Source organism: Prosthecobacter fluviatilis (assembly GCF_055388355.1).
In genome coordinates, this window is sequence record NZ_AP043782.1 from 4,867,898 (window position 1) to 4,884,300 (window position 16,403).

The 16,403-nt window shown below is 60.7% G+C and carries 13 protein-coding genes; 6 read left to right on the plus strand and 7 right to left on the minus strand.

The features are described 5' to 3' along the window. The first annotated feature begins 6 nt into the window (after window positions 1–6). Both ACZ5WW_RS19050 and ACZ5WW_RS19055 read left to right on the plus strand, forming a co-directional pair. Window positions 7–1,425: a glycosyltransferase family 4 protein gene (locus tag ACZ5WW_RS19050; protein ID WP_377168912.1), complete on the plus strand. Its 1,419-nt coding sequence runs from the start codon at window positions 7–9 to the stop codon at window positions 1,423–1,425. Between the two features lie 120 nt (window positions 1,426–1,545). Next, window positions 1,546–2,439 carry a polysaccharide pyruvyl transferase family protein gene (locus tag ACZ5WW_RS19055; RefSeq protein ID WP_377168914.1) on the plus strand — a complete coding sequence of 298 codons (894 nt, stop codon included), beginning with the start codon at window positions 1,546–1,548 and terminating at the stop codon, window positions 2,437–2,439. Here the strand turns inward: ACZ5WW_RS19055 and ACZ5WW_RS19060 are convergent, their stop codons facing one another. From ACZ5WW_RS19060 to ACZ5WW_RS19090, 7 genes are all read right to left on the minus strand, one after another. Beyond that, on the minus strand, window positions 2,440–3,243 hold the full coding sequence (locus ACZ5WW_RS19060) for a hypothetical protein (protein ID WP_377168916.1): 804 nt from the start codon (window positions 3,241–3,243) through the stop codon (window positions 2,440–2,442). It lies immediately after the preceding gene. Between the two features lie 304 nt (window positions 3,244–3,547). Continuing rightward, complete coding sequence (locus ACZ5WW_RS19065) at window positions 3,548–5,677, minus strand: TonB-dependent receptor family protein (RefSeq protein ID WP_377168918.1); 2,130 nt, start codon at window positions 5,675–5,677, stop codon at window positions 3,548–3,550. 154 nt (window positions 5,678–5,831) lie between these two features. Next, complete coding sequence (locus ACZ5WW_RS19070) at window positions 5,832–6,974, minus strand: PepSY-associated TM helix domain-containing protein (RefSeq protein ID WP_377168920.1); 1,143 nt, start codon at window positions 6,972–6,974, stop codon at window positions 5,832–5,834. Window positions 6,975–6,976: 2 nt separating this feature from the next. Further along, window positions 6,977–7,669, minus strand: coding sequence for a Fe2+-dependent dioxygenase (locus ACZ5WW_RS19075; RefSeq protein ID WP_377168922.1), 693 nt, complete (start codon window positions 7,667–7,669; stop codon window positions 6,977–6,979). Between the two features lie 19 nt (window positions 7,670–7,688). Continuing rightward, a complete protein-coding gene (locus tag ACZ5WW_RS19080) occupies window positions 7,689–9,947 on the minus strand; it encodes a TonB-dependent receptor (protein WP_377168924.1) in 2,259 nt (752 codons plus the stop codon). Between the two features lie 223 nt (window positions 9,948–10,170). Continuing rightward, complete coding sequence (locus ACZ5WW_RS19085) at window positions 10,171–12,528, minus strand: TonB-dependent receptor (protein WP_377168926.1); 2,358 nt, start codon at window positions 12,526–12,528, stop codon at window positions 10,171–10,173. Between the two features lie 114 nt (window positions 12,529–12,642). Then, window positions 12,643–13,749, minus strand: coding sequence for a hypothetical protein (locus ACZ5WW_RS19090; RefSeq protein WP_377168928.1), 1,107 nt, complete (start codon window positions 13,747–13,749; stop codon window positions 12,643–12,645). 174 nt (window positions 13,750–13,923) lie between these two features. Here ACZ5WW_RS19090 and ACZ5WW_RS19095 point away from each other — a divergent pair, with 174 nt between their 5' ends. The 4 genes from ACZ5WW_RS19095 to ACZ5WW_RS19110 are packed head-to-tail and all read left to right on the plus strand — an operon-like array spanning window position 13,924 to window position 16,395. After that, a complete protein-coding gene (locus ACZ5WW_RS19095; RefSeq protein WP_377168930.1) occupies window positions 13,924–14,727 on the plus strand; it encodes an energy transducer TonB in 804 nt (267 codons plus the stop codon). A gap of 43 nt (window positions 14,728–14,770) precedes the next feature. After that, complete coding sequence (locus ACZ5WW_RS19100) at window positions 14,771–15,412, plus strand: MotA/TolQ/ExbB proton channel family protein (RefSeq protein ID WP_377168932.1); 642 nt, start codon at window positions 14,771–14,773, stop codon at window positions 15,410–15,412. A gap of 5 nt (window positions 15,413–15,417) precedes the next feature. Beyond that, window positions 15,418–15,846 carry an ExbD/TolR family protein gene (locus ACZ5WW_RS19105; RefSeq protein WP_377168934.1) on the plus strand — a complete coding sequence of 143 codons (429 nt, stop codon included), beginning with the start codon at window positions 15,418–15,420 and terminating at the stop codon, window positions 15,844–15,846. 3 nt (window positions 15,847–15,849) lie between these two features. Next, complete coding sequence (locus tag ACZ5WW_RS19110; RefSeq protein WP_377168936.1) at window positions 15,850–16,395, plus strand: hypothetical protein; 546 nt, start codon at window positions 15,850–15,852, stop codon at window positions 16,393–16,395. Window positions 16,396–16,403: the final 8 nt, after the last annotated feature.

Genomic DNA, 16,403 nt, shown 5'->3' on the forward strand with positions numbered 1-16,403 from the left:
ACTGACATGAGCAAGCCTGCTGACATCCCGATTGGAACTGCCGATGGAAAAACTGCGCGCCAGCATTCCAGGCCAGCTGCGGCAAGTCCGCAGAACAAAGGTGCGGCGGCGGTGAAGCAGTCTGCCGTCCCGGGCTTTCCCAGCCCGATGGCTGTGATGGCAAGCGGTGTCACCGCAGTTGCGACGGGGCATGTGGCGCCGGCAGCGGGGGGCAGAAGGAGAAAGGCGCGCTCATCCAAGCCGCGCCTGCTGTGGATTGGCGATGCCCTGGTGCCGACTGGTTTTGCCACGGTGACGCATGCGGTGCTAAATCATCTGCGACATGAGTGGGACGTCATTGTGTCAGGGGTGAACTACAACGGTGCGCCACATGAGCTGCCCTATGATGTCATGCCTGCCTGGCAGGGTGGCGACATGTGGGGAATCAACCGCTTCAAGCATCTGTGCACCGAGTTTGACCCTGCAGCAGTCATCATCAACAACGACTGGTGGAATGTGGCGGAGTTTGCCAAAGCCGCACCCGACGGAGTGTCCATCATCGGGTACATGCCGGTGGACGGCGGGAATCTCGACACGGCGGCAATGCTGGAACTGAACCGGCTGCATGCCGCCGTGTGGTACACGGATTTTGGCCATCGTGCCGCTGTGGCAGCTGGCTTCACGGGGCTGCGGCATGTGATACCGCATGGCATTGACACGAAGCTTTTTCAGCCCCTGGGCAAGCCCGAGGCGCGGCTGCAACTGGGGCTGAGTGTTCCTCCAGATGCTTTCATCGTCGGCAACATCAACCGCAACCAGCCGCGCAAACGGCTTGATCTTACGGTGCAAATTTTTGCGGCCTGGGTCAAGCAGCACGGCATTGCCGACGCCTATCTGCTGCTGCACTGCGCCCAAAAGGACACGGGATGGGATCTGCGCCGTGTGGCGAGCTACTACGGTGTCAGCGACCTTCTGATCCTCACAGGGGCTGAGGACATACGAGACCTGCAGGATGTGAGCAGTCTGAGCTGCATCTACAGCAGCCTCGATGTGCAAATGACCACAACTCTGGGCGAAGGCTGGGGGCTGACCACGATGGAGGGAATGGCCTGCGGCATTCCACAGATTGTGCCTGCGTCTTCCGCGCTGGGCGAGTGGGCGAGGCCGGCGGTCAAAATTCCATGTTCGCGCACGCTGATCCATCCCGAGATCAACACCGTGGGGAGCCTGGTGGACGAAGAGCCTTTCGTGGCTGCTTTGCAGTCGCTTTATCAAAGCAAGGATGAACGAGGCCGTCTTGCCCAAGAAGGGCTGGGCTATGTGCGAGGTGATGCCTTTCGGTGGGAAACTGTGGCGCGGCAGTTCCAGGCGCTGCTGGCTGCTGCCCCACGGCAGGCGAAACGGCGGAGGGATGCGTCTGAGAGCGCCTGCAGCAGCATGGCATGATGGCTGGCGAGCGTGGCCCCGGGTTGCAGCCGGGGCGCCCTTATGCAGAGGTCTGTTTTTTGCGGCATCTCCGCCAAGGAGCTGTCACGCATGCCGCAAACTGTGTTAGGCTGCCGCCGCATGAAAATCGCTTTCGTGGGAGCCTCTGGCTATGGCAATGTGGGGGATGACACCTATCCGCTGGTTTTTGCCCAGCAACTGCCGGAGCATGAGCTGGTCATCTACAATTCGGATCTTCCCAGGGCGTTGCCGGAAGATCTGGACATGCTCGTGATGGGCGGAGGCGGGATTTTGTACAACCATGGCAAGGAAGGTGATGCGGCAGGACTGTCCCCGCATTTTTGCTGCATGAGGTTTTACATGGACGAGGCCATCAGGCGCCGCATCCCATGGGGATTTCTCTCCTGCGGATTTCAGTTTCAGTTCAATGGTGAAGAAAATGATGCTGCCAGGCTGAAGCCGTGGGCTCCTTATCTCGGGCAGGCGCATTTTGTCACTTTGCGCTCGCGTCGCTGCGTGGGCATCGCGCAGGAGCTGTGCGGGCGTGAGGATGTGGTCTTTGCGCCAGATGCAGCCTATCTTTACCGGCCTGGAGCGGCGGCGTCTCAGGGGGATATGAGATCCATCACCCTGGTCCCTGCGGGGGCCGTCAATGCAAGGAACGCGCTGACAAACCACTACCTGCGGCAGTTTGCGGGCAGCGGCATGTCGATGACGTGGCTGGGAATGGGGGCCCCGGCGGACAATCATGCGTTGCTCGCTGAAGCGGCGGAGCGTTTTCCCCAGGCGCAGATCATCGCCTCACCCGGACCCCGGGCGGCGTATGAAACCATCGCTCGGTCACGGTTGGTCATCACCGGACGCTACCATGGCATGGTTTTCGCCCGCGCGTGCCGGGTGCCGTTTATCACTCCGGTGGATGCGCCCTACAAGATACGCATGGAGAACCTGGACGAAGACATCAGCGCCGCAGCCACGCACTTTGAAGTGCTGCGCCGCCATATCTCCGGATGATCACCAGCGGTGCAGGAACTCCGCGAGTTCGGCTGCATCCATCTGCGAGTACTCACGTCCGAGCGTGCTGGCCCGGCTCATGCCAAAGGCATAGTCCGTGGGCTGAGTCACATCGTGGTGGTTTGCGGGGTAAAACACCGCCACCGGTTTGTTTTCAAACCAGGCCGCCTGCTGCAGGCTGGACCAGCTGCCCACGTAGGCACGGCTCTTCTTGATGAGGTTCAGAGTGGCAGGGACGGATAGGCTGTCGAGCACGGTGATGTTGCCGCCCTCCAGAGAGCGGGCATCCTCCACAGAATGAATTGTTTTTCCCTTCATGCCGGGACGGAAATAACTGCGTGTGACCACGAAGACCCGGCAAGGAAGCGTGCGCAGGACCTGAGCTGCCTTTTCGATCAAATCTGGCGGCAGGGAGCGGTAGGACGCATTGCCCGCGAAGGGTTGAAACACAATGTGCCCTTCTGAAGCGACGTCATCCGGCGCGTCGAACACCGGGACATGGCCGTTGGCAGGGCCGCGTATCAGCTGGGCGTGATCCACTCCGGCAAAAGCACAGAGCGCGCGGTTGATGTCCACACCGCGCAGGCCTGCGTTGAAGAACTCCTCATATTTATGCGCGAGATCGTAGAGAATGAAATTTTTTGCGTTGCGATGGTGGCGGAAAATCTCGATCGAGTACGGATTGTGAGAGGCCAGGATCACGGGCATCGGCTGCGTGGTCTCGCTCAGCACGCGATAGGCGGCATTCTGGTAGCAGACACGGATCACATCGCCAAGACCGGCGGCAAAAAGGGCGGCAGACATTTGTGAAGCAATGGTGCGGGTGCTGACCTTGACAAGGCTCTTCTCACCCAACCAGCCATGAAGATACTCGCCTCGGTCGTTCTTCTTTCCTTGTCCGAACGAGCCGGCTGAGCCGCAGACGCTGATGACGGGCGAGAGGGCGATCGATTCCAAACCCGCAGGCACCAAGGGAATGTGGGCGGCCTCTTCAGCGGCTTGGGCATGCCGGAGGCACCGTTTCGGAAGTGAAGCTAAGGGGGATATCCCTGCGGAGGCGGAACACCTCTTCCGCGCTCCGCAGAGAACTGATCCAACCTAATTCAGATCAAAATTTCAAGCTGCCGCCGACGTAGAAGTTGCGGCCATAGGCGGGTATGATGCCGCTGCTGGTGACGAGGGAGTAGTAGTGCTTGTCGAAGACGTTGTTGAGGCCGGCCATGACGGAGAAGTTTTTACCGACGGGGACTTCGGCGGTGAGATCCCAGGTGGTGTAGGCGGGAATGTCAAAACGGCTGTCGGCGTTGTCGCTGCCATTGTGGCGTGCCATCAAGGTGCCGAGGAAGGCGATCTTCAGGCCGCTCTTGCGTTTGTAGATGGCACCGGTGCGGATGATGTAGGGGGGGGCATACTGCGGGGTGCCGCCGTTGTTCACACCACCGGAGAGACGGGCTTCAAGCAGGGAGATGTTGCCGTAGAGATTGAGGGCGCCGAGGCGCTCGCCGCGATGAGTGCCGTTGAGGGCGTCGAGTCCGCCGATGACATCAAACTGCGCGGCGCCTTCCCAGCCGTAGTTGATGCTGCGGCCGACGCTCTGGATGTTCAGGCCTGCGGTGCCGAGCTTGTCATCGAGATCCACAAGGAAGAAGGAGGTGTCATAGGAGAACCAGGGTTTGGGATTGCCGCGGAGGCCGAGTTCATAGCTCCAGCCCTGGGATGGGGCGACGTCACTGGCCGTGCCACCTGCGGCGGGGATGAGCGACTGGCCGAAGGTGGTGGCACGGTAGCTCTGGGAGATGTTGGCATAGACGGCGGTCTGGTTGCCGAGATCGTAGGAAAGGCCAAGGCCGAAGAGCGGCTGCTTGTCGAACTTGCTGGAATCCCGCTGCGTGGTGGTGACACCGATGTTTCTGACGGTGAGGTCCTGATTGATCATCTCCATGCGGAAGCCTGGCGTGATGGTGAGGCGGCCGAAGGTGAACTTGTTTTCGAGGAAGACGGAGCCGTAGATGACATCGCGGGAGGCGAGGGTGTTGACGGTGCCGATGTTGTCGGTGGGATAGGCTCCGGTGGAGTCCTTGCGCGGAGAGTGGCACATGTAGAACTGCATGCCCGCAGCGAGGGTGTGGTTGCCGCCCCAGAGTTCATAATCGTGGCGGATGCGGGGTTCGATGCCCCAGTTGTAGAACTGCTGCTGCTGGATGGCGGTGGTGGGGCCGGTGACGGTGCCAAAGCTGCCTGCCTGACGGTTGCTCCAGCGGTCATAGGCACCTGCCCAAGTTTTTACGCTGAGCTCGGTTTTGCTGGAAAACTTGTGCTGGAGCTCTGCGCTGGCGACGACACGAGTGAGACGGAAGCGGTCGGTGGGGCGCACGGTCTGATTGCGGTCGGCATTGTAGGCTGCTGCGGTCAGGCCGCCAGGCTCACCGTGGCGGTCAGAGCCGGCATCGAGGGAAAAAATCCAGCGCGTGTCGGTGGCCTGCTGGTAGATGAGCTTCAGGCGGCCGCCATCGACGTTGAAGTCGCTGTTGGCTTTGCGGAAGCCGGTGCCTGAGCGGTGGTTGAACCAGCCGTACCAGCTCCATTTGCCGGCGCTGCCTTCGATGGAGGTGAAGGTGGAATAGAGGTCATTGCTGCCGAAGATGTGCTTGGTCTGCATGCCAAAGAGGCGGTCTGTGCGTGGCATGGAGGAGACGTAGTTCATGGCGCCGGCCGGCTGCGGGCCGTAGAGCAGCGAGGCACCACCGCGGACGAAGTCGATGCGCTGGGTGGACTCCAGCGGCGGTGTCCAGTAGGACTCGGGGTAGCCCTGAGGGTCTGCGGCGATGGGGATGCCATCCTGCAGCATCATGAAGTACTGGGCACGGTCTGGAGAGCCGATTCCACGAAAGCCCAAGCTGACCAGCGGGGTGCTTTCTTCGGCTGTGATCAGGCCGGGCGTCATGGCAAAGGCCTGGCTGTAGTTGTTTGCCTGCACCTGAGGGAGTGCCTGGATATTCAGGGAGCTCGCCTTTTTGCCGGCGTAGATCTTGGTGCCTTCGACGGGAGGAAGGTAGGGGATGATGACCTGCGGCTCAGGCTCGGCTTCTGCGGTGATGGTGATCTCAGGGAGCTGCTCTGCGATTTGTCTGGCAGTCTGGGAACGGCTGTGAGAGGCCAGTGCAAGGAACAGGATGGCGGAAGCGGCGATGATCGGTCCGGGGGAAAGGCGGATGAGAGGAGCGAAAGTCGATGGCATGGGGATGTTGATACTGAGATTCCGTCGCAAGGGAGGGTGGGATACTGAGCGGAATCCATTAACGCTCAAGCTCTTTATGCGATAGAGTCTCAATTGCAATTTTATGAGACTTTCTTGTGCTCCAGCATCTGTGATGACGCTGCGGGGCAGGAGATCAGGTCTTCAGGAAGCGCCGCCAGGCCAGGGCAAAACCGGTCCAAACCAGGAGGATGGTGCTGATGGTGCAGAGTGCGGCAACGGTTTGGCCGAGGAGGCCGAAGAGCTCGCCGGTATGGAGGAAGCGGGCGTACATGCGAAGGCGGCGACCGAGGTTTTGCTGCTGCAGATCGTCCGGGCTGGGAAGCACTTTGCCCTGGGCCACGTCGAGGTTCAGCATGGTGCGCAGCTGCACCTGGCCGCGGCCGCCACGGTCCACCATGAGGGGGAAGGGAGCGCCGGGTTTCTGGGGCATGCGGAGACTGAGGCTGGCCCAGTCTGGGATTTGCTGACGGGCCTGAGCCAGGAGAGGTTGTAATCCGGCGAGGGAAGGGGAGGGAGCGGCAGGTCCGCCGCCCTCGCGTTTGCCGCCGGGCCCGCCTGCGGGGCGTTCGCGTGCTGGGGGTGGCTCACTGCCGGTGAGGGTGAAGAGCAGATTGCTCGCCCAGCCATAGGAAATGATGAGGCCAGTGAGGATGATGCAGAGCAGCGGGAGAGCGCTCCAGAAGCCGAAGACGTTGTGCCAGTTCCAGTTGCGAGCGCGGCCGCTGAGCTGAGGATTGAGAAGGATGACCGCCCGGACGTTGGCCCAGCGCCAGTGGCGGGGCCACCAGAGGTAGATGCCGGAGAGCAGCAGCAGGCTGAAGATCAAACAACCCGCGCCGGTGATGGCCTTGCCCGTTTCTTTTGGCAGGCCGGTGCCGGTGAGGAAGCGGTGCCAATCGGTGGCTGCGTGGAAGAAGTCATGCCAGGCGCGGTGGCCTTCGCCCAGAAACTCGCCGGTGTAAGGATTGGCGAAAAAGACGCCCTCCTTCCCAACGGAAAGTGTGACGGGCATGGCCGGGTCAGCCTTCCAAGTGATGCCGCTGGGATTCAAGCCGGGCTTGGTTTCGTGAACTTTGGCCAGCAGTGTTTCGATTTCGAGATGTGGGGCGCCTGCGGCAGGCGGGGTGACGCGCAGGTCTCGATTGGCCCAGTCGATAAGCTGGGCCTCGTAGGAAATGATGAGGCCGGTGACGGCCATGGAGAGGATGACCACACCGGCGACAAGGCCTGCGATGAGATGGCCCCAGAAAATGAGGCGATGAAAGGTTGGCTTCACGATTACATTTCCGCCCATTGGCGAAGCAGGTTGTGGTAAACGCCGGTGAGCTGAACGCCAGTCTGTTCGGCCACGGGGTTGTTTTTGAGATCGCGGCCGAGGCGCTGAATGGCGAGGTCGAGATCAAACAAAAGCGATCTCTGACCATTGTCACGGATCATGCTTTGCAGCCAGAAGAAGGAGCAGATGCGGGCCCCACGTGTCACCGGGGTGACGTGATGCAGGCTGGTGGAGGGATAGAGGACCATGTGGCCAGGGGGCAGCTTCACACGCTGCACGCCGTAGGTATCCTCGATGCAGAGCTCACCGCCGTCATACTCCTCCGGACCGGCGAAGAACAGCGTGGCGCTGAGGTCTGTGCGGATGCGGACGGGCATGGTGGGATGCTGGCGGATGGCATTGTCCACATGGGTGCCAAAGGACTGGCCGCCGGAGTAGCGGTTGAACAGCGGCGGGAAAATCCGCTGCGGCAGGGCGGCGGCGTGGAACAGGGGATTTTTTGACAGGGCGGTGAGGATCATCTCCCCGAGCTCGCGCGCGGCGGGACTGTCCTCGGGCAACTGCATGTTGTCCTTGGCCTTGGCGGATTGGTAGCCGGCGGTGCCTTTGCCGTCCACCCATTCGGTGGAGTCCAGGAGCTGGCGCGCCTGAGCGACCTGCTCAGGGGTGAGGACATCGGGAATTGCGATGAGCATGATGGGGAGGGGAAACAGGTTAGAATTTGATGCTGGCGGTCAGAGCTGCGGAACGGCCCGGACCGGGGACGAACTGGCCGCCGCCGACGCTGCCGACGTAGCGCTCGTCGGCGAGATTGTAGATGTTGAGGCGGAAGCTGACTTTCTCGGACAGCTTGTAGCTGAGCATGGCATCGAGCGTCCAGTAGGCGGGGGCGGTGCGGGAGCTTGCGGACGAGTCGCTGCTGGTGCGTTCGCCCATGTATTGAGCGCCGAAGCCGACCTGTGTTTTTTCCAGGACGTTGTAGGTCGTCCAGAGATTGAAGGTCTGGGGTGGGGCGTTTGAGAGGGACTGACCGACTGCTCCCACAGCGGTGGATGCCTTGGTCTCGCTTTCCATGATGGCGTAACCTGCGAAGACCTGCCAGTTTTTGGTGATGCTGCCGGTCATGCTGAATTCGATGCCCTGGACGAGCTGATTCCCGCCCAGAGTGGTGATGCCGGAGGCATCGGTGGTACGGGCGTTGGTTTTCTCAGAACGGAAGAGTGCGGCGGTGAGCGAGAGGCGCTCCTTGAGCACATCCCACTTGGTGCCGAGCTCGTAGGTGGCGGTTTGTTCGGGGTCCAAAGTGGATGTGGCGGCGGTGAGGCCCAATCCCGCGCCTGAAGCGCCGTCGATGGTGGGATTGAAGGAGGTGCCGTAGCCGAAGTAGATGCTGCCCTGCTTTACGGGCTTGTAGATCAGGGCGAGCTTGTAGCTGAAGAGGTCGTCAGCGTTGGCATAGCCGGGCGCGTTGCCGGGGAGGCTCACGGTGGCGTACATGTGGTCATAGCGGAGACCGCCGCTGAACTCCCAGTGCCTGCCGAGCTTCATGGTGTCGAACACGTAGGCGGAGCAGGTGTAGAGGTAAGCCTCTGTCGGGGCCGGAAGGCCGGGATATTTGCTGGTGATGTCCTGGGCGCTGGACGGGGGGGAGACGGAGCCGGGGGAGTTGACGACGCCAGGGTTGTAGAGATCTGAAACGGTGGAAATGCCTGCGACGTTCGCATTCTGCTGGTGCTCAAGATAAAACTCCATGCCAGTGACCAAAGCGTGCTTGATGGGGCCGGTCTCGAAGTCGGCGACGAAGTTGGTCTGGTTGCCGAACATCTCGGTGAACTGCTGACGGCGCTGGAGCTGGCGGTTCAGGACCGTGGTGTATTGATTGCCCGGGGCGACGCCAACGTCACGGAGGCGTGGTGCGGTGCTCACAGAGTCGCGGTGGCTGCGGGAGAAGCGGGTGACGTTGCGGATGCGGGTGTGCTCGGAGAAATCGTGCTCAAAGATGGCCGTGTAATGGTCGGTCTGGATCTTTTCATAGTCCACGCCGGGAATGCCGTAGAAGGTGTTGAAGCTGACGCCTGGGGGCGGCTGGTTCTGGTAGTTGGCGAGCCCGGCCCCGGAGCCGCTGAAGGTGCCGTTGTTGGGAATCCAAGGCAGGCCGTAGTCAGGGATGTTGCTTTCCTCCAGCCGCTGATAATTCAGCATGAAGCGGGTGTCGGTGCCAAGGCCTACGCCGAGCGAGGCGGCGATGCCGTAGCGCTCCATGGAGACTTCATCACGCCCGGGGGTGTCGGCGGTGTGGTACATGCTGTTGAGGCGGAAGGCCGTGTGCTCAGAAAGCTTCTGGTTCACGTCCACCGTGCCACGGTAGAGGTTGCTGGTGCCGGCGCTGACCGTGGAAAGAACGGAGTCCGTCAGGTTGGCCATCTTGCTGACGGTGTTGATGGAGCCGCCGGTGGAGCCGCGGCCAACGGTGGAGGACGAAGGCCCTTTGGTGATTTCGACCTGCTCTGTGTTGAAGGGGTCGCGGTTGTAGTTGGCGTAATCACGCACGCCGTCGAGATAAATGTCGCTGCGTGCGCTGAAGCCACGGATGGAGAGGTTGTCTCCGGAGACTGCACCGCCTTCACCTGCCTGCATGGAGATGCCGGGTGTGTTTTTGAGCACGTCACGCAGGCTGAAGGCGCCACGGTCTTCAATGACCGCCTTGGGGATGACGGTGATGGTCTGGGGGATGTCCCGCAGGGGCTCGGTGTATTTGGGGGATTGAAGGCGCTGCGGATTGTAAACCGAGCCCGTGGCTTCAATGAGGACCTCGGGCAACTCTGCGATTTCCTCTGCCTCAGGGGCTGGCTTGCTGGTGGCGGATTGGGCACTCAGGTTGCCTGCGGCACACACCAGGGTGGTGATGGAGAGGGCCTCGGAACCTGATTTGAGAACACGACTGGTGAGGGATGGAGCGAGGGTTTTCTGCATGAGCGGGCGTTCTGGAAAGGGTGTCTTTTTGCTAATGAGATTCGTTTTCATTAACTTGTTGCGATTAAGTCTCAGTTTCAAAGTCCGTCAACTCTGGAAACTAGAAACTTTTTGCTCAAAACATGCGCTCTTTTGCTTTCCACCCTGGCGGGGGTATTGAATGGGCCTTGGGGCGCCCTGTGGCACCGCCAAGGCCCATCCTCAGCAACCCAGCAACCGAGATTCAAAATTTGAGGGTGGCCGTCAGCGCTGCGTAGCGTGCCGGGCCTGGAATGACATGGCCAGTGCTGCTGCTAGTCTCGATGTAGCGCTCGTTGGCGACGTTGTAGATGTTCAGGCGCAGGCTGAAGGAGTTGCTGAAGCGGTAGCTGATCATCAGGTCGGTCGTCCAGTAGTCTGGAACAATGCGTGAGGGGTTTGCAGCATTGCCGATCACCTTGCCCATGTACTGGGTGCCACCGCCAATCTGGAGGGCGTCTGTCACGCTGTAAGTGGTCCAGAGATTGAAGGTGTAATCTGGTGCGTTGGGAAGCGACTGGCCGATTTCAGCGGCAATGGATGAGCTGTTCACCTTGCTCGCCATGTGGGAGCCGCCGGCAAAAATCTGCCATTTTCGGGTCAGCTGGCCGGCAATGCCGATCTCGACTCCATCCACAGTCTGATCACCTGCGGGGGTGGTGACGTTGGCACTGGTGGTGCGGACGTTGCGCTTTTCGGTGCGGAAGAGCGCTGCTGTGAGAGAGAGCCGCTCCTTGAGCAAATCCCATTTGGTGCCCAACTCATAGGTGGTGGCCTGTTCAGGGTTCAGGCCTGCGAATGTGTTGTTGCCCGTGCTGCCAGCGGCTCCGACATTGGTCAGTCCGAGTCCGCCGGGGTTTCCACCATCCGCCGTGGCATTGTAGGAGGTGCCATAGCCGAAGTAAAAGCTGCCATGGTCCACGGGCTTGTAAACGAGGGCACCCTTCCAGCTGAAGAGGTCGTCGTTGTTGGTGGGGCCCGGGTTGCTGCCTCCAAAAATGTCGTTGGCTCCGGTGTAGTAGATGCCGTGCTGCACGGCATGGAGATGGTCATAGCGGATGCCGGCGCTGACCTGCCAGTGCCTGCCAATTTTGACCGTGTCCATGGCATACACGGAGACCGTGGAAAGATGGGCTTCGGCGGAGGCGGGAAGGTCGGTGGGGCCGATGCCTGCGATGGTGTTGGTGCGGTTTGCCAGGGGGTTGCCGGGGCCGGGGACACCGTTGGCGTAAGTCGGCGAAATGGATGTGAGAGGAGCCACCTGGCCGGGGTTGTAGAGGTCAGTGACCGAGACGTCGCCGGCGCGCGAGGCGGTGAGCTGCTGTTCATAGGCGAATTCCAAGCCCATGACGAGTCCATGCTTGAGGCGACCAGTGTCAAAGTCAGCGGTGAGAAGAGTCTGGTTGCTGAAAACCGAGTTGGTGGATCTCCGGCGCTGTTCTTCGAGAACGAGGGTGCTGGTGTACTGGTTGGTGCCACCTGGCACGGTGTCCAGAAAACGCGGTGCCGTCTGGCGGGCGTCGTAGTGGTTGCGTGCCCAGCGGGTGGTGTTGCGCAGTTTGAGCGTGCTGGAAAAATCATGCTCAAAGATCGCGGTGATCATGTCGTTCTGGATCCTCTGGAAATCGTAGTTGCGGCGTCCGTAGTAATTGCTGTAGCTGACGGGAGCGGGCTGGTTGACGAAGCTCCCGAGGCCTGCGCCGGTGCCGGAGTAGCCTCCGCTGGCTACGGGGACCCAGGGGATGCCGAAGTCTGGCATGTTGTTCTCTTCCTGCCGCATGTAGTTCAGGGTGAAGCGGGTGTCTGTGCCGAGCCCGAAGGCGATCGAGGCACCGATGCCGTAGCGGCCCATGAACACGTTGTCGCGGCCGGCGACGTCATTGGAGTTCCACATGCCATTGAGGCGGAGGGCGGTGTGCTCGGAGAGCTTTTGATTGGAGTCCACTGTGCCGCGATAGAGATTGCTGGTGCCGATGGTGGCAGTGGTGGTGGTGGCATCCTGCAGGCCTGCCATTTTGGAGACCATGTTGATGTAGCCGCCGGTGGAGCCACGTCCCATGGTGGTGGAAGCCGGACCTTTGGCGATTTCGACCTGCTCCGTGTTCCATGGGTCACGGTTGTAGGTGCCAAGATCGCGAATGCCGTCGACAAACCAGTCGCTGCGAGAGCTGAAGCCGCGGATGGTGAGGTTGTCCCCGCCGCCTGTGCCGCTGACCCCTTCGCCTGCCTGCATGGAAATGCCAGGGGTGTTTTTGAGCACATCACGGAGAGTGAATGCGCCACGGTCATCGATCACCGTTTTGGGGATGATGGTGAGAGTCTGGGGAATGTTGCGTGCCGGTTCTGTGTATTTCGGAGACTGAAGCCGTTTGGGATTGTAGAGGCGGCCCTCAATGAGCATTTCCTCAAGTTCTGTGGGCGAGGCTGTGCCCGCCAAGGATGGCGGGGCGGGGGTGTCGGCCGTTTGCGCAGCCAGACTGCTGGCAGCACACATCAGGGTCGAAACAGAGAGGGCGTCGGTGCTGCGGAGCCGATGAAACGCTCCGAGGGATGGCTTTGTCATGGGGAGGGAGGATTGGGATGAGTCTTGATTTTTTTCCTTGGCGGGCGCGAGTAACCAAAAAGGGAAAGAAACCGTCAATGACTCCCCTCGGGAGATTGCCTGAATGGGCAAATATCACCCAGTCGCAGCCTGCTCTGCGCGCTTTTTGATCCGTTCCGCCGCAAGGCTCAACGACTCGAGCACCTCGATCAGGCGGTCCATTTTCTGAAGACCCAGATCCAGGGGGCCGCGCCGCCGAAGCTCGGCCGCAGCCAGCTCGAGCGACTCAAGTCCGGCCTGATAAAGGGCGGTGTCTCTGGCGAGAAGCGGTGAGCCTTGTTCTGGGTCGAGGACATCGAGCAAAAACTCCGCCATGAAGTGGGGCTGGTAAGCCAGGAGGAGATTGCAGCCGTAGCGAAAGAGCTCGTGCCGGATGGAGCGGAAGTCTGTGTGCACGGCCTGGGGCTCCCATTTGGCGGTGAGGTGCATGGCTTCATCCACCTTGTCGGTGGCCTGCATGATCCAGCCGTCAGCGCGGGAAATGTCCACGGGAGGGGTTTCGAGAAGCACTGCCACAGCATGGCAAAAGACATGGCGTGCTTTCAGGCCAATCTCGGCAGCCTGGAGGGTCAGATGCTCACCGGAATGGCACAAGGAGAGAACTTCCTCGGCTGTGGCGAGCGCCTGAAGGGGGAGCGGCGGGGAAATTTCCAGGAGCAGGGCGGCACGGTTGAGCAGCAGGGTGGGGAGAAGGGCTTTGTTGACGGGGAGCTGCGCTTTCTCGCTTTCCTCGATCACCTGCCGGCCATGATCCAGCGAACGCAGTGCTGCCTCCAGGCTTTCTGGCCGGGCTTGAGCCCGAAGCGCCAGGGAGCGGTTCATCCAGGCCAGCGCCAGCCTGCCGCGATACTGGGAGTCTTCCTCCAGCGGGAGTTTTTGGAGGTGAAGAATGGCTTCGTCGAAGCTTTGGATGGCGGCAGCGAGATCCGCCGGTTTACCGAGACGGGTGAGCACATCTCCGCGGTTCATCCAGCAGGCGGTCAGGAGCCAGCGGTAGAAGGAACTGGTCTCGTGCGGTAGCTCACGGCGGATGGCGAGTGCCTGATCGAAGCATTTGAGGGACTCAGGCAGGATTTCCGGGTTGTTGGCGGAAAGGAGGGCGATGCCGCGCTTCATCCAAACCTTGGCTTGGGCATTGCGCTCTTCAGGAGACGAATCATGGGGAAGGGAAGGCGGGGGCATGCAGAGGGGCTCCAAAAAGGGTGATCGGGACAAGCGAAGGGTGGGAATGAGCAAAAAATGATCAATGATGCGACTGAGTCGCAATTGCAAGTTGACATGCAGATCTTACGTTTCATCCTCCGAACCCGCCCCCCTTGTGCAATGACCTCGACGATGATAAATCCTCTGCCCACCATGGGCTACGAACGCACCCAACCGAGATCTGCTGCTGTTCCTTCCCCAGTGACGGCTCGTCACAAGGGCAGTCTGGTGCGGTTTGTCATCACGCTCTCATGGCTTGTTGGAATTACGGGAAGCTTTCTGACGGTTGGGGTCATCGGCATGTTTGCGGATGATCTGCCGCCGATTCATCTGAAGACGCTGGAGTCCGCTGAGGAGGAGGAGCTGCCGATGGATGAAATGTCCATGTCCGAGCTGATGGCGATGGGGGAAAGTGCTGAGGAGGCAACTGAGCCTGATCCTGTGACCCAGGTTGAGATTCCCCAAATCATCGAGACTCCGCCGCAAAACCTGGACCTGCCAGAGATCGCCGAAGCGATGACGGTCGAGGACATCTTTGCTGTTCCTACGGCGCCCAAGATCGAGGATGCTCTGCGTCCGGTGGACCCGGTGGTGAAGCAAGCCCCTGTGGCGCCCTCGCGCCCACGGCAGGGCCCGGTGGCCAAGAGCAAAGGCACAGGAGCCAGCTCAACGCAGGCCGGGACGGCAGGAGCCACCGGCACCGGGGCGGGCAGCGGAAAAGGGAGGCTGCCAAAGCCGCCCTATCCCGAATTTGCCAGAAGCGCAGGCATGCAGGGCACCGTGCGCCTGGCCGTCAGTTTTGGTCCTTCGGGCGCTGTGGAAAGCGTCAGTGTCATCAGCACCACAGGCTTCAGTGCGCTGGACGAGTCCACGGTGTCCTTTGTGCGTCGGAACTGGCACTGGCCGACAGGCGTGGCGCACCGGCATACTGTGCCGCTGACCTTCCGCCTGAACTGACGGTCCTTCCGCTTTTTTGTTTCGTCCGTTTTAATCCCCCTCCATGCCCATCCTAGCCAACGTCGTCGTCGATCTCTTTCACAAAGGCGGTCCCATCATGTACCCCATCGCAGTGGTCACGGTTGTGGCTGTCTGCATCTTTGTGGAGCGTGTGTTCTGGTGGCTGAGGTTCACCGCCAAGCGTTCCGTCAAGCAGCTGGATGAAGTCTATGAGAAGCTGGAGGCCGGAGATCTGGCCCAGGCGATTGCCCATTCGGCAAAATCCAGCGATCCGGTGGTGCGCATGATTCATCATGGGCTCAACCACCGTCATACCAGCATGCAGGGCGCTCTGGAAGTGGCGGCCGGGCAGGAACTGCGTGACGCAGGACGCTACCTGAGCGCGATGGACACCATCGTCACCCTCGCGCCGCTGCTCGGTTTGCTGGGCACTGTGACCGGGATCATGGGCAGCTTCACCAGCATCGGCGGCAGCGAACTTGCCGTGGAAAAGGTCACGGGCGGCATTGGCGAGGCGCTCATCGCCACCGCCGCCGGTCTCGGCATCGCGATTGGCACGCTGGTGCCCATGAACTACTTCCACGCACGCCTTGCCGCTCTGAAGTTTGATCTCGAAGCTGCGGCAAACAATGTGCTGATTCTCGCTGTGCAGCACGGATTTGACAAAACCACCCCGAAGGCCTGATCTACGTGAAACTGCATTCACCCTTGCCCGAGCGAAAGACGCGGCTGGAAATCATTCCGCTGATTGACGTGATGTTCTTCCTGCTGGCCTCCTTCATGATGGTCAGTCTCACCATGAGCAAGCAGCAGACGATCAAGGTCAACCTGCCGGTGGCCTCCTCCGCCCAGTCCGACTTCAAGCCGGACATGATCAATCTGGCGGTGAACGCCACCGGGGATGTGTTTTTCGACAAGGCGGCGATCACGCTGCCTGAGCTGGATCGCAAACTGGCCGAACGCTTCGGCAAGGACCCCGCCACGCCCGTTTACATCAGCGCGGATGTGAACACGCGGTATGCCGATCTGGTGAAAGTGCTGGATGCCGCCAAGCGGATCGGCTTCACCAAAGTGGCCTTCAATGTGAAACCTGCCAATTCGGCCAAGCCTGCACTCTGACCCATGAAGCGTCTGCTCACCACGCTGCTGGTCGTCATCTCGCTGGGACTCTGTGTCGTCTGCATCGTGCAGTGGCAGAGAGAGACGCGCCTGCGCGGCCATATTCTGGACCTCGTCAAACAGCTTGAAGCGGAGAACGCCGCCAAGGTGGAGGCTTTGCGCAAGGTGCGTGAGTATGAGAAGGAAATCGCCCGCCTGACGGAACTGCGGGCTGAGGTGGAGGCCCGGCTGGTGGAGGTGTCACGTGAGTACAAAGACCTTTCCGCCGACTCCGTGGCGCGCGGCATCACCATCGCCATTTACATGCGGGAGCTGATGCAGCTGCAGCACGGGCTTGAGGCCACGCAGATCGCTTTTGGCAAAGGGGCGGAGGCGATCAAGAGCCACAACAGCATGGTGACCTCCCAGAACACTGCGATGGAGAAGCAGAACGAGCTCCTGAAACAGCTGGTGGATGAGCGGAATGACGCCATCTCCAAGCTGAATGCGCGGACGCGGGAGTTCAACGAGCTGGTGGAGAAGTATAACAAGCTGGCGAAAGGGAAGTGAGTCTGCGG